The sequence below is a fragment of the Reyranella sp. GW821-FHT12G01 genome (assembly GCF_058806575.1).
This window is the reverse complement of record NZ_JBXAPV010000002.1, coordinates 47935-62098: the sequence shown is the minus strand read 5'-3', so window position 1 is coordinate 62098 and position 14164 is coordinate 47935. Positions and strand designations below refer to the sequence as shown.

Annotated in this window: 13 protein-coding genes; 6 read left to right on the top strand and 7 right to left on the bottom strand. The window is 66.0% G+C overall.

Annotated features, from left to right (window positions below):
* Positions 1–70 precede the first annotated feature (70 nt).
* On the top strand, positions 71–433 hold the full coding sequence (locus AC1RP5_RS19795; protein WP_493113544.1) for a hypothetical protein: 363 nt from the start codon (positions 71–73) through the stop codon (positions 431–433).
* A gap of 13 nt (positions 434–446) precedes the next feature.
* On the opposite strand, the gene AC1RP5_RS19790 is transcribed toward AC1RP5_RS19795, so the two are convergent.
* The 3 genes from AC1RP5_RS19790 to AC1RP5_RS19780 are packed head-to-tail and all read right to left on the bottom strand — an operon-like array spanning position 447 to position 3560.
* Positions 447–890, bottom strand: a complete 444-nt coding sequence (locus AC1RP5_RS19790; protein WP_493113543.1) for a hypothetical protein — start codon at positions 888–890, stop codon at positions 447–449.
* Between the two features lie 11 nt (positions 891–901).
* Positions 902–2506, bottom strand: a complete 1605-nt coding sequence (locus AC1RP5_RS19785; RefSeq protein WP_493113541.1) for a GMC family oxidoreductase — start codon at positions 2504–2506, stop codon at positions 902–904.
* Positions 2507–2519: 13 nt separating this feature from the next.
* Positions 2520–3560: an SGNH/GDSL hydrolase family protein gene (locus AC1RP5_RS19780; protein WP_493113540.1), complete on the bottom strand. Its 1041-nt coding sequence runs from the start codon at positions 3558–3560 to the stop codon at positions 2520–2522.
* Between the two features lie 48 nt (positions 3561–3608).
* Between AC1RP5_RS19780 and AC1RP5_RS19775 the strand changes: the two genes are divergently transcribed.
* Positions 3609–5108 carry a flavin-containing monooxygenase gene (locus AC1RP5_RS19775; RefSeq protein ID WP_493113538.1) on the top strand — a complete coding sequence of 500 codons (1500 nt, stop codon included), beginning with the start codon at positions 3609–3611 and terminating at the stop codon, positions 5106–5108.
* A gap of 43 nt (positions 5109–5151) precedes the next feature.
* Positions 5152–6408, top strand: a complete 1257-nt coding sequence (locus tag AC1RP5_RS19770) for an MFS transporter (protein WP_493113536.1) — start codon at positions 5152–5154, stop codon at positions 6406–6408.
* A gap of 23 nt (positions 6409–6431) precedes the next feature.
* Here AC1RP5_RS19770 and AC1RP5_RS19765 read toward each other — a convergent pair whose 3' ends face one another.
* Genes AC1RP5_RS19765 through AC1RP5_RS19750 form a run of 4 tightly spaced genes read right to left on the bottom strand, consistent with a single transcriptional unit; the run spans position 6432 to position 11067 of the window.
* Entirely contained in the window at positions 6432–7409 is a 978-nt protein-coding gene (locus tag AC1RP5_RS19765) for a Bug family tripartite tricarboxylate transporter substrate binding protein (RefSeq protein ID WP_493113535.1), read from the bottom strand.
* Positions 7406–8377, bottom strand: coding sequence for an NAD(P)-dependent oxidoreductase (locus AC1RP5_RS19760; RefSeq protein ID WP_493113533.1), 972 nt, complete (start codon positions 8375–8377; stop codon positions 7406–7408). The genes AC1RP5_RS19765 and AC1RP5_RS19760 overlap by 4 nt, the downstream gene beginning before the upstream one ends.
* An 11-nt stretch (positions 8378–8388) precedes the next feature.
* Positions 8389–9354, bottom strand: coding sequence for a peptidyl-alpha-hydroxyglycine alpha-amidating lyase family protein (locus tag AC1RP5_RS19755; RefSeq protein ID WP_493113532.1), 966 nt, complete (start codon positions 9352–9354; stop codon positions 8389–8391).
* A 9-nt stretch (positions 9355–9363) separates the two neighbouring features.
* The gene (locus AC1RP5_RS19750) at positions 9364–11067 is read right to left on the bottom strand and encodes a GMC family oxidoreductase (protein ID WP_493113530.1); all 1704 of its coding nucleotides are present in this window, start codon (positions 11065–11067) and stop codon (positions 9364–9366) included.
* 121 nt (positions 11068–11188) lie between these two features.
* Between AC1RP5_RS19750 and AC1RP5_RS19745 the strand changes: the two genes are divergently transcribed.
* The 3 genes from AC1RP5_RS19745 to AC1RP5_RS19735 all read left to right on the top strand — a co-directional run bounded on the left by AC1RP5_RS19745 (position 11189) and on the right by AC1RP5_RS19735 (position 14160).
* Positions 11189–11614 (top strand): nuclear transport factor 2 family protein, encoded by a 426-nt coding sequence (locus AC1RP5_RS19745; protein ID WP_493113528.1) that lies wholly within the window; start codon positions 11189–11191, stop codon positions 11612–11614.
* Complete coding sequence (locus AC1RP5_RS19740; protein ID WP_493113526.1) at positions 11614–13332, top strand: N-acyl-D-amino-acid deacylase family protein; 1719 nt, start codon at positions 11614–11616, stop codon at positions 13330–13332. Before AC1RP5_RS19745 ends, AC1RP5_RS19740 begins: the two co-directional genes overlap by 1 nt.
* 111 nt (positions 13333–13443) lie before the next feature.
* Positions 13444–14160, top strand: a complete 717-nt coding sequence (locus AC1RP5_RS19735; protein ID WP_493113524.1) for a class I SAM-dependent methyltransferase — start codon at positions 13444–13446, stop codon at positions 14158–14160.
* The last annotated feature ends 4 nt before the right edge of the window (positions 14161–14164 follow it).

Below are 14164 nucleotides of genomic sequence, written 5' to 3'. Positions count from 1 at the left end.
TCGGGTCCGGCCTTGACAGGCCGGACCCGACGTAATTTTGTTGCGTTAGTTGACGAGACTGGAAGACCGGATGAAGGCGACTAGGACATCCCTGCAAGCGGCCCTCGTGGCACTCCCGTTCCTGCTGGGCGGCTGCGAGGCGGCGACGTCTTTACGGGGTGCAGGCCTGTCTGATCCGAAGCTCATGAAGAGCATCGACGATGCCTACGAGGCTCGCGATAACTGCCTGGCCGCAAACGTCCATTTGGCGGATGCCTACAGCAACAGCGCGCAGTCGCTTGCGGCCAATGTCGCGGCGTCCTGTCAGACGCAGACCGATGTGCTCAATGCCCTCAGCAATCCCTACGGCGATCCGAGGATCACCGCGGCGATCCAGCGGGATTCGAGCTTCCGCGCCATGCGCTACGTGCTGAAGGCGCGCGGGCAGGGCTGACGGGCTTTCGCGCCTAGACGCGACGCCAGATCGGCGCGCGCTTCCTCACCTGATCGAGCAGCGACCAGTCGCCCTGGTCGACGACATGGCCCTTGGGGAAGGGCGAGCGCGGCTCCTGGCCGAGCGCGCGCATCACGCGGTCGTCGCGGTAGTAGCAGAGCAGCACCACGCGATTGAGCGCGAAGAGCGGTGCACCGCCTTCCTGCTTGAAGCGGCTGGCGATCTCGGCACGACGTTCCGCTGCGAGGTCGGCAAACGCGCCCTCCGACAGCGTGGCGAGCTGCTTCAGCGCCGTCTTTGCGTCGGCGGTATCGCGTTCCAGGCTTTTGACAATGTCCGCGAAGATCAGCTCGTCGTCGGCGCCGGGCACGCCATGAGTGCTGCTGGCGGGGATCATGATGCCGGCCAGCACGCGCAGGTCGCGGGCTTCGGCGTCGGTCAGGGTCTCGTATTTCATGTCGATCGGCCTCAGTCGAAGAGCGTGGCGTCGGCAAGGCGCCGCTTGATGTTGTCGGCGATGTAGAGCGCCAGCGCCTGGATGGTGGAGGTTGGGTTCACGCCGCCCGACGTGACCCAGATGCTGCCGTCGATGACGAACATGTTCTTCACGTCGTGGCTGCGGCCCCATTCGTTGACCACGGACCGCTCGGGATCGATGCCCATGCGCGCGGTGCCCATTAGGTGCCAGCCGGCATTGAGCATCGGGGCTTCGCCACCGATGTTCTTCGCGCCGGCGGCCTCCAGGATCTCCTTCGAGCGCGCGACGCCGTGGGCGATCATCTTCTTGGTGTTTTCGCTGAGCTTGTACTCGATCTTCGGCGCGGGAATGCCGTTGCTGTCCTTCAGCACCGGATCGAGCGTGACCCGGTTGTGCTCCTCGGGCAGGTCCTCGCAGATCGCCGAGAGGCCGAGCTTGCGATTGAAGATCGTGCGGTAGACGTCGTGATGGGCCTCGCCCCACGGCAGGAAGCCGCGCGCGGTGTTGGCGATCGCGTCGACAATCATGCCGGCGCCACGGTGGAGCTGCAGCGTGTAGCCGCGCACGAAGCCCCGAGCCCGGTCGGTCTCGTAGAATTCCTGGCTCCACAGCGAGAGCTGCGCGCCGGTGTTGCCGTCGATCGGTTCGTCGACATAGCCGTAGGTGTGGGCGAACGGATGGAACATCAGGTTCTTGCCGACGAGCCCGCTCGAATTGGCGATGCCGTTGGGGAATTTGCCCGAAACCGAATTGAGCAGAAGGCGGGGCGTGCCGATGCCGTTGCAGGCGACGATCACCATCTCGGCCGGCTGGAAATGCTCCTTGCCGTCCGCATCGTAGTAGATCGCGCCGGTCGCGAGACCATCGGGGCCGACCGTGATCTCGCGGACCCGCGCACGCGTGCGCAACTCGACGCCGGCGCGGAGTGCATGCTGCCAATAGGTGACGTCGGTGCTGGCCTTGGCGCCCTGGGCGCAGCCCGGCGTGCAGTGGCCGAGATTGATGCAGGGCGCGCGGCCGTCATATTCGGTCGTGGCGATGGCGGAGTCCGAAGGCCACCAGTGCCAGCCGAGCTTGTTCATCGCCTCGCCGAAGCACTTGCCGGTCTTGCCGAGCGGCAGCGGCGGCATCGGCAGGTCGTGATGGGGGTAGGCCGGATCGCCCGAGAGGCCCGCCACGCCCATCATGCGGTCGTTCTCGGCGAAGAACGGATCCAGGGTGGCGTAGTCGACGGGCCAGTCGTCGGCCACGCCGTCCAGCGTCTTCACCCGGAAGTCGGACGGATGCAGGCGCGGATAGTGCGCCGTGTACATGATGGTGCTGCCGCCGACGCCGTTGAAGTTCACGACCTGGATCGGCGAGGTGCCGTTGTTGATCGGGTAGTCGGTCTCGCGCGCCCGGCGGTTCGGATTGATGGCGAAGTCGCTGAACAGGCGGGCTTCCCAGTCGCGGCCGTTGGTCGGGTAATCGGTCGGCTTCACCCAGTCACCCTGCTCGAGGCAGAGGATCCGCATCTTGGTGTCTGCCAGGCTCCAGGCCATCGCGGCGCCCGAGGCGCCGGAACCGATGATGAGGACGTCGACCTTGTCGTGCATGAGCGTGTTTCCGTTAGCGGGCGAGATGCTGGCTTATGGCTTCGGCGGCAAGCGCGTGGCCCTTAGGGTTCCAGTGTCCGTCGTTGGCGAAGTGGTAAGCAAGCGGCGTTCCTTGTGCCTCCATGAGCGGCTGCAGGTCCAGCACGTCGATGCCACGACGTTGCAGGGCCACCACGAAGGCCGTGTGGATGCGGTCCTCGACGGCGCGGGAGTTGCCGACCCAGAGCGCGCGCGACGGGATCAGCACGACGAGCGTGCGATAGCGCTCGGCGATCGCCTGGAGCTTGTTGGCCGAGACTTCGATGACCGCGGGGGCGTACTCGTTCCTGGTGATACCCTCCAGGTTCGGGACGATCAGGCCGGCCTCGACCGCGACGGCCCGCAGCCAGGGCGTCTGGTGAACGACCGTCAGGGCGAAGAGATAGAAAGCTGAGTGGCCCGACAGCCAGTTCCGGAGCGAAAAGCCGCCAGAGGACGGCGCGGCGCCCGCCGGAGTACCACGGTAGGCGTGGAGGTCGTTCTCCATGCAGATGGCGACCACGACCCGGCCGGCCTTCGAGCCCAGGGTCCGGGCATAGGCCAGAAGGGCGGCGTAGCCGTCGAGGTCAGTTGGCGTCGACAGATTGAAGGTCTGCCGCCCGGTCAGCGCCTGGAGCCGGTCGGAGAACCGCTCCTTTGCTTCGACGCCCCAACCCCAGGTGAAGGAATCGCCCACGACGAGGATGTCGTCGCCCCCGGCGGTCGCGACGTTGCCAGAATCGCGCAGGCCGTGCGCGTTTATGCGGACCGAGACGTCGTAATCGCCGGTATTCTTGGCTTGTCGGGCATCGGTGCCAGGCTGGCCGAGCATGAGCGAACCCACCGGATAGGTGAACTCAAACCGCCCCGACGGCTCGAAGGCGGGGAGAAAGAGGCGCGTCAGTCCCTCCGCGAGACCCAGTCCCACGGCCAGGGCAACCACGACCAGGACACCCGCCAGGGCAGCCCGGATTTTCCGGGGCGCTTTCTGGCCGGTTTCGGATCGTGGCACCTGGGGGCTGGCTTCGACGCTCATGTTCAAGCAAGACTGGCGGCAGAGTATCAGCGAAGAAAGAGCGTTCCCATGCCGGATACCAGCCTCGCCAGGCCCGCCGCCACGAAGACCGAGCATTTCGACGTCCTTATCGTCGGCGCCGGCATTTCAGGCATCGGCGGCGCCTATCACCTGACGCATCAGTCGCCCGACCGCAGCTTCGTGATCCTGGAGACGCAGGAGAGCTTCGGCGGCACCTGGCTCACTCACAAGTATCCCGGCATCCGCTCCGACAGCGACCTGCACACCTTCGGCTATCGCTTCAAGCCGTGGAAGGGCAAGCCGATCGCGACCGCGCACGAGATCAAGACCTACATGGGCGAGGTCATCGAGGAGAACGACCTGGCGCGGCACATCCGCTATCGCCACCGCATCGACTCCGCCACATGGTCGAGCAAGGACAATCTCTGGACGATCGACGGCGTGCGCACCGACACGGGCGAGGCGGTCCGCTTCACCGCCAACTTCCTGTGGATGTGCCAGGGCTACTACCGCCATTCGGTCGGCTACACGCCGGAATGGAAGGGCATGGAGAGCTTCAAGGGCCAGACCATCCATCCGCAGAACTGGCCGGAGACTCTCGACTACGCGGGCAAGAAGATCGTCGTGATCGGTTCCGGCGCCACCGCCGCGACGGTCATCCCGGCGATGGCCGACAAGGCCGGCCACGTCACGATGCTGCAGCGGACGCCGACCTATTTCATTCCCGGCCGCAACGCCATCGAGCTCGCCGAGACGCTGCGTCAGCTCGAGGTCGACGAGGAGTGGATCCACGAGATCGTGCGCCGCAAGATCCTGCACGACCAGTCGGTGTTCACGCGCCGCGCCTTCGAGGAGTCCGACAAGGTCCGGGGCGAGCTGCTGGCCGGCGTCCGCGCCCATGTCGGCCCGGACTTCCCGATGGAGCCGCATTTCACGCCGAGCTATCGGCCATGGCAGCAGCGCATCGCGTTCGTGCCCGAGGGCGACCTGTTCAAGGCGATCCGCGCCGGCAAGGCCTCGGTCGAGACCGACGAGATTGACCGCTTCGTGCCGGAGGGCATCCTGCTCAAGTCGGGCAAGGTGCTGGAGGCCGACATCATCGTGACGGCAACCGGCTTCCACCTGTCGGTGATGGGCGACATCGCCTTCACCGTCGACGGCAAGCCCGTCGATTTCGCAAACACCGTGACCTATCGCGGCATGATGTTCACCGGCGTGCCCAACATGGCCTGGGTGTTCGGTTATTTCCGTGCGAGCTGGACCCTGCGCGCCGACCTCGTCGGCGACTTCGTCTGCCGCCTGCTGGACCACATGGACAAGCATCAGGCCCGCAAGGTCGAGGTCGCGCTGCGCCCCGAGGACAAGGACATGGCGCTGCTGCCCTGGATCGATCCGGAGAACTTCAATCCGGGCTACCTGATGCGTGGCATGCACCTGCTGCCCAAGCGCGGCGACAAGCCGGAGTGGCAGCACACGCAGGATTACTGGAACGAAAAGAACGTCTTTCCGGCCATCGACCTGGAGGATGGGGCGTTCGTCTACGGCTGATCGGCCGGCGCCAGGAGACAGACTGCAAGCTCGGGGGAGCGGGATGGAGCGGGGGAATACGCGCAGGGTCATTGCGGCCGGCGCCATCGGCAACGTGCTGGAATGGTACGATTTCGCGGTCTACGGCTACTTCGCCGCCGCGATCGGGCGGGCCTTCTTTCCCAGCGAAGACCCCGTCGCGCAGGTCCTGGCGGCGTTCGGCATCTTTGCCGTCGGCTTCCTGATGCGGCCCGTCGGCGGCGCGGTGATCGGCGCGATCGGCGACAGGCTCGGCCGCCGCGCGGCGCTCACATTTTCGGTGGCGGCCATGGCCATCCCGACTTTTCTGGTCGGCGTGCTGCCGGACTACCAGACGCTGGGCATCGCCGCGCCGATCCTGCTGACCCTCCTGCGCATGGTGCAGGGTCTGTCGGTTGGCGGCGAATACACGACCTCGATCATCTTCATCATCGAGCAATCGCCGCCCAACCGACGCGCCTTCGTCGGCGCCCTGGGCTGCTGCGGCGCCGTCGCGGGCATCCTGCTGGGCTCGGCGACCGGCGCGCTGCTGGCCTCGGTGATGTCCGAGCAGGCGCTGCAGAGCTGGGGCTGGCGCATGCCGTTCCTGCTGGGACTGGTGGTCGGCATTGCCGGCGTAGTCCTGCGCCGTCATGTCCATGAGGCGCCGCGCGGGGAAGCCAAGACGCGCTCGCCGCTGCTCGACACGATCCGCAACCATGGTCCGCTGCTGGGCAAGCTCGCGGCACTCTCGGTGTTCAATTCGGTCGGCTTCTACCTGATGTTCGTCTACATCGTGAGCTGGCTGCAGTTCGCCGACGGCGTCGCACCGGCCACGGCGCTCGCCATCAACTCTGCCAGCATGGTCGTGATGCTGCCGATCATGGTCCTGATGGGTTGGCTGTCGGACCGCTACGGACGGCGGCCGATGATGCTGAGCGCGGCGGCGCTGGGCTTCGTCGGTGCGCTGCCGTTCTTCTGGCTGATGCATCAAGGCCATCCGACGCTGATCCTGCTAGGGCAGCTCGGCTTCGTGCTGTCGGTGGGCGCCTTCATCGGCGGCCAGCCGGCGCTGATGGTCGAGGCCGTGCCCGCCGAGATCCGCTGCACGGCGATCGCGCTGGGCTACAACGTGACCCTGGGCATCCTGGGCGGCTTCAGCCCGCTGGTCGCGACCTGGCTGGTGCACCGGACGGAGAACGATTTCAGCCCGGCCTTCATGATCATGGCGGCCGCCGCCATCTCGTTTGCCGCCATCCTGAAATTCGACGAGACCTACCGCCTGAAGCTGCAGGCAGCCTAGGCTGCCTGCAGGGTCTCCCGGCTTTACTGGAGCTTGATGCCGGCCTCGGCGATCAGCTTGCCCAAAAGCTCGCGCTGGCCGGTTAGCCAGGTCTTGAACTCGGCTGGCGTCGTGGAGACGAGGTCTGCTCCCGTCGGATCGAGCCGTTCCTTCACCTTCGGGTCCTTGATCGCCTCGGCCACCACGGCTTGCATACGATCGACCAGGGCCGGCGGCGTGCCGCTGGCAGCGAACAACCCGTTCCAGTCGTTCAGGTCGAAGCCCGGATAACCGCTCTCGGCCAGGGTCGGCACGTCCGGGAAAGCCGCGGAGCGCTTGATGCTGGTGACGGCCAGCACGCGGGCGCGGCCAGCGGCGACCGGGGGGCGGATCGAGTTGGTGGTGATGATCACTGAATCGACGGCGCCCGCACCGATGTCGCGCGCGGCGTCGGCGCCGCCACGGTAGGGCACGTGGATCAGCTTGATTCCGGCCCGGCGTTGCAGCTCTTCACCCGCCATATGGGCCATGCCAGCCGCGGGCGGCGTGCCGTAGCTGATCGTGCCGGGCTTGGCCTTGGCCGCGGCGATGTATTCCTGAATGGTCTTCGACGGGAAATCCTGCTTCACCGCGACGACCTGCGGGAAGGTCGAGAGCAGCGACACCGGCATCCAGGTCTGGATGTAGTCGAACGGCAGGTCCTTCATCAGGAACGGGTTGGTGATCTGGTTGGCGGCGTCGACCAGGAAGGTCTGACCGTCGCGCGGCGCCTGCAGCACCGCATTGGCCGCGACCACGGCATTGCCGCCGGTGCGGTTGTCGATGATCACCTGCTGGTTGATGATTTCGCCGACCCTCAGGCCGATGTTGCGTGCCACCGTGTCGGCGGCGCCGCCGGCGGCGAAGGCCACGACCCAACGTACGGGGCCCTTGGGCCAGTCGCCTTGGGCAAACCCCTCGCGGGCGATGAAGGGAGCGGCAAGCGCCGCTCCCAGAAGCGTTCTACGGGCAATCCGGCTCATTTCTTTGGTTCCAGTAGTTCAGGCACCACCCAGAGCGCGGGCTCGCCGCGGGCAACCCTCTGGACGTTGTCGAAGCCGTTGCGCAGGCGGGTGATGTTGCTCTCGAACGTCGGGCCGGCGAGGTGCGCGGTCAGGATGACGTTGTCGAGCTTGAGGAGGGGATTGTCCGGCGGGGTCGGCTCCTCGTCGAACACGTCGAGGCCGGCGCCGAACAGGTTGCCGGCCGAGAGGGCGGCGGTCATCGCCTTCTCGTCGATCACGGGACCACGCGAAGTGTTCACGATGATCGCCGACTTCTTCATGGCGGCCAGCTCGTCCTTGCCGATCATGTGCCGGGTCGAATCGTTCAATGGCACGTGCAGCGAGATGATGTCCGAGTGCTTCAGGATCTCGGGCAGCAGGCGGAAGCGGACGCCGAGCGCGTCTTCCTCTTCCTCCTTGAGGCGGGCGATGTCGTAGTAGTGGACGATCATGCCGAAGGCGAGCGCCAGCTTGGCGACCTTCTTGCCGATCGTGCCGAGGCCGATGATGCCCAGCACGCGGTTGCGGACCTCATGGACGGTCGGCGGGGAGTTGCCGTGCCAGCGGCCGGCGGTGACGTTGCTGTGCTGGGTGATCAGCCGGCGCGAGACCGACAGCATCAGCAGCATCGCATGCTCGGACACCGCGACCGAGTTGGCGCCGCCGTTGGCGCACAGCGGCACGCCGCTCTTGCGGGCCGCGTCCAAATCGGCGCGGTCGTAGCCGGCGCTCAGCATCTGGATCAGCTTGAGATTCGGCGCATCCTTGAAGAGCTGCGGCGTCACATACTGCTGGATGAAGCCCACGAAATAGTGGGTGCCGGGCAGGGCAGCCTTCTGCTCCGGCGAATTGTGCAATGCCTTGACGATCTCGTAGCCCTTGGGGGCGAGGTCGTCGACCATCGACAGGGTGTCTTTGGGTCCGACGACGAGTACGCGTTCAACCATAACCATTCTCCTCAGACGACTTTCTCGAGTTTCTGCAACGAGCGCAGGTGCTTCGGCACGGGAGTGCCAGGGAAGGTGCTCGGCCAGTTGGTGTAGCTCACCTCGCCGACATAGATGTCGCCGCGGGAGTCGACGGCCAGCCCGTGCGGCGAGAGGAAACGGCCGGTCTGTTCGCCGGGCCCTTCCTGTCCGCCGAGGCGGGCGAGCGTCTTGCCCTTGCTGTCGACGATCGACAGCCGCGGGCCGAGATTGGTGTGATGGGTGTTCACCGGCATGCCGGGGCCCAGTTCGCCGATGATGAAGGTCGGGTTCTTCGCCCCGCCGCAGCAGTAGAGTGCACAAGGCCGGTGCATGTTGTTCCACTGGGCCTCGTACTTGCCGTTGCCGTCGAACACCTGCACGCGGTGGTTCTCGCGGTCCGCGACATAGACCCAGCCATCCTCGTCGGTAGCGATATTGTGCGCGATATTGAACTCGCCCGGATCGGTGCCGGTGGTGCCCCAGCACATCAAGTGCTTGCCGTCGGGCGAGTATTTGTGGACGCGGCTGTTGCCGTAGCCGTCGGAGACGTAAATCTCCCCCTTGGGCGAGAGGGCGGTGTGGGTGCAGCGATTGAACGGCTTGCCGCTCAGGAAGGGCGCGGGCTGGTTGGGCACGCCGATCGTCATCAGGACCTTGCCGTCGGTGCTGACCTTGCGGACCGTGTGGTCGCCGTCGTCGGTGCAATAGAGATTGTCGTCGCTGTCGATGTGGAGGCCGTGGGCCCGGCTGAACAGGCCTTCGCCCCAGGAGCGCAGGAAGTTGCCGTCCTTGTCGAACACCATCATCGGGTGGGCGCCGCGGTTGAAGACGTAGACGCGGTCCTTGCTGTCGCACGCCACGGCGGCGACGTCGCGGAACTCCCAGCCGTCGGGCAGCTTCGCCCAGTTCTCGACCACTCGATAGCGATACTCGCCAGTACCCAACACGACCGACATGACTGCTCCTCAGTGACCGGCGAGCATGGCGTCCGAGATTTTCTCGGCCGACATCAGCGTCGGGAAATTGGTGTTGGCGCAGGGCACCACGGGGAAGATCGAAGCGTCCACCACGCGCAAGCCCTGGACGCCACGGACCCGGCCCTGCGTATCGACCACGGCCATCGGATCGTCGTCGCGGCCCATGCGGCAGGTACACGAGGCGTGCCAGACGCCGATCGCGGCTTTGCGCACGAAGGCTTCGAGCGCGTCGTCGTCGTTCAGCACCTGGTCGAAGGTGAAGCCCTCAACCACGTAATTGTCGATCATGTAGCGCCGCAGGGCCGCCGGCCCGTCGAGCAGCGTGGCAACGAGGCGGGTCAGCCACTTGTTCTTGGTGTTGACCACGCCGATCTGGCGCACCCGGTCGCTGTAGGCGGCCGGGAAGGGCGCGTCGGTCACCGCGCGCAAGGCATCGGTCATCTGCACCGCGGCCATCATCTTGAAACCGCTCATCAGCCGGTCGAGGTCGCGCTTGTCGGACAGCAGGTTGAACTCGACGATCGGCTCGCTGCGCCAGTCACGCGAGGCGAGCTTGACCTGGCCGGTCTCGGAGTAGGTCTTGTTGATGAACGTCAGCAGCGAAGCGATCTGCTCGCCCACCGCATGCCAGGCCGACTTGCTGACCACGGCCACGAACATGTCGCCCTTGGGAATGCCGGGCAGGTTCGACGAATAGCGCAGGCCAACATGGATGTGACGCCGCGTATGCTCGCGCAGGCGGGCGCTGCGCTTGATGAAGGACGACAGCGCGATCGAGGGATGATCCATCAGCCGCTGGCCGACGCCGGGCAGGGCGGAGACCACGGGAATGCCGAGCTCGGCGAGCTGGCCCACGGGACCGATGCCGGCGCGCATCAGGTGCGCCGGCGAATGGATGGCGCCGCTGGAGAGGATGATCTCGCGGCCGCGGAACTCCTGCTCCTTGCCGCCGACGCGCGCCATGACGCCGACGCAGCGCGTGCCCTCGAACAGCAGCGAGGTGACCTGCGTGTCGGTTGAGATCGTGAGGTTCGAGCGCTTGCGGGTCTCGGCGTCGAGATAACCCATGGCCGCCGAAACGCGGCGTTCCTCGGCGTTGGAATGGGTGACCGGGAAGTAGCCGTCGACGAACTCGCCGTTCTGGTCGGGCAGGTACTTGAAGCCCTTGGCCTCGAAGGCCTTGCCGACGGCCTGGGCGTGACCGGCCCACTTCTCGCGCGGGATGCGGCGCACGGGAATGCGGCCGTCCTTGCCGTGCAGCGGTCCGTCGAAATCGAGATCGCGCTCGACCTTCTTGAAAAAGGGCAGGACGTCGTTCCAGCCCCAGCCCGAGGCGCCACGGCTTTCCCACTCGGCATAGTCGGTGGGTGCGCCGCGGTTGGCCATCTGGCCGTTGATGGAGGAGCCGCCGCCCAGCACGCGCGCCTGCTCGTACTTGCGCAGTGGCGGCCGGGCCTCGTGCGGGTTGTTGTGACTGATGACCTGAGTATGGACCTTGAGTTCGGTCCAATGGAAACGCGGATCGAAGTAGGCCGTGCCCGAATAGCTGTCGGCGATTTCCTTGGGCTCCTGGCCCGGCGGCGTGTCCTGGCCGGCCTCGCACAGCAGCACCTTGTTGGCGCTGCGGGCGGACAGCCGATTGGCCATGACCGAGCCTGCCGACCCTCCGCCGACGATGATGTAGTCGAACACTTGGCGCTTCCCCGTTCTTATTGAGACCACGCTAGCACGGTTGAGGCCGGTTGTGGTGGCCGGCTTGCCGGGCCCGGTGAAGCCTGCAATCGTCGGCAAAAGTCAGAAGGGGAGGTTTCGTATGCCGGACGTTACAGCCGCAAATCCCGCTGCCGATAGTTCAGACACCGCCACGCCGGAGCTCATGAAAGCGATCTCGGCCGCCTTCAACAGCCGCGACGTCGACCGCATCGTTTCCCATTTCACCGACGACGCCACCTTCTGGCTGGCGCGCGGGCCCGAGCCGGTCGGCCGGACCCTCAAAGGCAAGGAGACGATCCGCAAGACGCTGGCCGAGCGTTTCAAGGTGATCCCCGACATGCGCTGGGACCACAAGGAGTACATTTACGCCGGCAACCGGGCGATCTCGGTCTGGACGGTGAAGGGCAAGGGCGCCGACGGCGAGGACCTGAACTACCAGGGCTGCGACATCTACACGTTCCGTGGCGGCAAGATCTCCGCCAAGGACACTTACTGGAAGATCGTCGAGAACAAGGATCGCCTGTGATGGCCCACGATACAGTCATCCGCGGCGGCACGGTCGTCGACGGCTCTGGCAAGAAACGCTTCACGGCCGATATCGGCATCAAGGACGGCGTGATCGCGGAGATCGGGCGGATCACCGCGCCAGCCGCGCGCACGATCGATGCCGACGGGCTGATCGTGTCGCCGGGCTTCATCGACGGCCACACGCACATGGACGCCCAGGTCGCCTGGGATCCACTCGGAAGCTGCTCGTGCTGGCACGGCGTCACCTCGGTGGTGATGAGCAATTGCGGCTTCGCCCTCGCGCCCTGCAAGCCCGAGGACCGCGACCTCTATGCGCGCTGCCTCTCTGCCGTAGAAGATATCCCGACCGAGGCGATGGCCGCTGGCATCGACTGGACCTGGGAGACGTTCCCGGAATATCTCGCGACCGTCGAACGCCTGCCCAAAGCGATCAATTACGGCATGTATATCGGCCATTCGGCGCTGCGCATGTACGCCATGGGCAAGCGCGCCTTCACAGAGAAGGCGACCGAGGACGAGATAGTCCGCATGGCCGATCTCGTGAAGGAAGCGCTGCGGGCAGGGGCCATGGGCTTCTCCAGCTCTCGCGCCTCCACGCACGTGACGCCGGACAATACGCCGGTCGCCAGCCGAATCGCCGAATGGGAGGAGATCGACCGCATCGTGGCGGCGATGGCCGAACTCGATGCCGGCATCTTCCAGGTCGGCCCCGACATTGCGAGCGGCGCGGCGCATCGCGCCTTCCTCGCGCGCCTGCGCGAAGTGGCGCTGGCCTACAAGCGCCCGATCATGTTCGGCGTGCTGGCCACAAAGCAGGGCGACGATCCGACAGGCTGGGCCTACCAGACGCGCTACATCGACGAGACCGTGGCGGCCGGCGGCCGCATGTTCGGCCAAGGCACGACCCGCTCGATCAACGCGATCTTCTCGCTGAAATCCTATCTGCCGTTCGACGTCCTGCCGGCCTGGCGCAAGGTGCGCGACCTGCCGATGGCGGAGCAGAAGCGGCGCCTGGCCGATCCCGAGGTGCGCCGCGAGCTGGTCGCGGCCGAGGAGCGGATGAAGCCGCGCGACAACGTCTTCCAGGGCGGGGGAGCGGCGACCACCGATCCACGCAAGCCCGACTATTCGAACCTCTATGCGCTGAACGGCGTCGACTGGGACGATCCCACGGTCGACCAGCTCGCCAAGGCGCGCGGCAAGCATCCGGTCGAGGTCATGATCGACCTGTCGTTGGCCAACGAGAACCAGGTCTACGTCCAGCCGCTGGTCAACGAATCGCCGGAAGATGTGCTGGGCATCCTGAAGCACGATCGCACCTTGGCGACCTTCTCGGACTCCGGCGCCCATGTGGCGCAGGAAATGGGCTCGTCGTTGCAGACGCATCTCCTCAGCTACTGGGTGCGCAAGCGCCGCGCCTTCACGCTGGAGGAGGCGGTGAAGAAGATCACCCACGACAATGCCGTCGCCTGGGAGATGACCGACCGGGGTGTGATCCGCGAGGGGTTCAGGGCCGACCTGAACCTGTTCGAGGAGGACCGTATCCGGCCGAACCTGCCGACCGTCGAGCGCGACCTGCCGGGTGGCGCGCGCCGCCTGGTGCAGAAGGCGGAAGGCATCCGGGCGACCCTGGTGAACGGCGCCCTGGCCTTTCAGGACGGGCAGGCGACCGGCGCCTATGCCGGCACGGTCCTCAAGGGGAAGGCTGTGGGCTGAGCGCCCTTGCGACTTTACCTGCCGCAGTCCAAGAGAAACGCCTATGGCCGCTCCGCAGAACGGCCTTGCAGTTCGTCTGAAGGGAAGGCCGTGGGGGCTCTTTAAACAGCAATGGAAGAAGCCGTCTACGACTATGAAAACAGGATTCCGGCGGGATTCTACGACAAGGTCTATCAGCGGAAAATCGGCGTTCGCTTTTGCTGGCACGATCTGAAGTTCCGGGCCGTGGCGGCCCACCTGGGCAATCCGCGCCGGCTTCTCGATATCGGCTGCGGCCCCGGTACCTTCATCGGCAATTATCTCCCCGGGATCGAGGCGCTTGGCCTCGACCTCAGCGCCTCGCAGGTCGACTACGCGAGCCGGACCTACGGAAGCCCGCAGCACCGGTTTTCGACCCGGTCGCTGGCAAGTCTCGCCGAAGCAGGGGAGCGGTTCGACACGATCACGATGGTCGAGCTCATCGAGCACCTGCCGCCCGAAGCCGCCATCCGTCTGCTGTCCGAAGCGCGTGCGCTGCTGTCGCCCGAGGGCGTGCTTGTCGTGACGACGCCCAATTACCGGTCGCTCTGGCCGATCATCGAACTGGGCGTCAACGCCATGTCGCCGGTGAGCTACATCGAGCAGCACATCAACAAATACCGGCGCGGCCTGCTTGCCGCGCACCTCTCCGCCGCTGGCTATCGCGACATCTCGGTCAAGACGGCGGTGGGATTTGCCCCCTTCGCCGCGGTGTTCGGGCTTGGCACGGCGAACGCCATCGAGGCGATCGAGAGCGGCATGAAATATCTCGGCGCGGGCAACCTGCTTCTCGCCACGGCGCGGCCGTGACGGT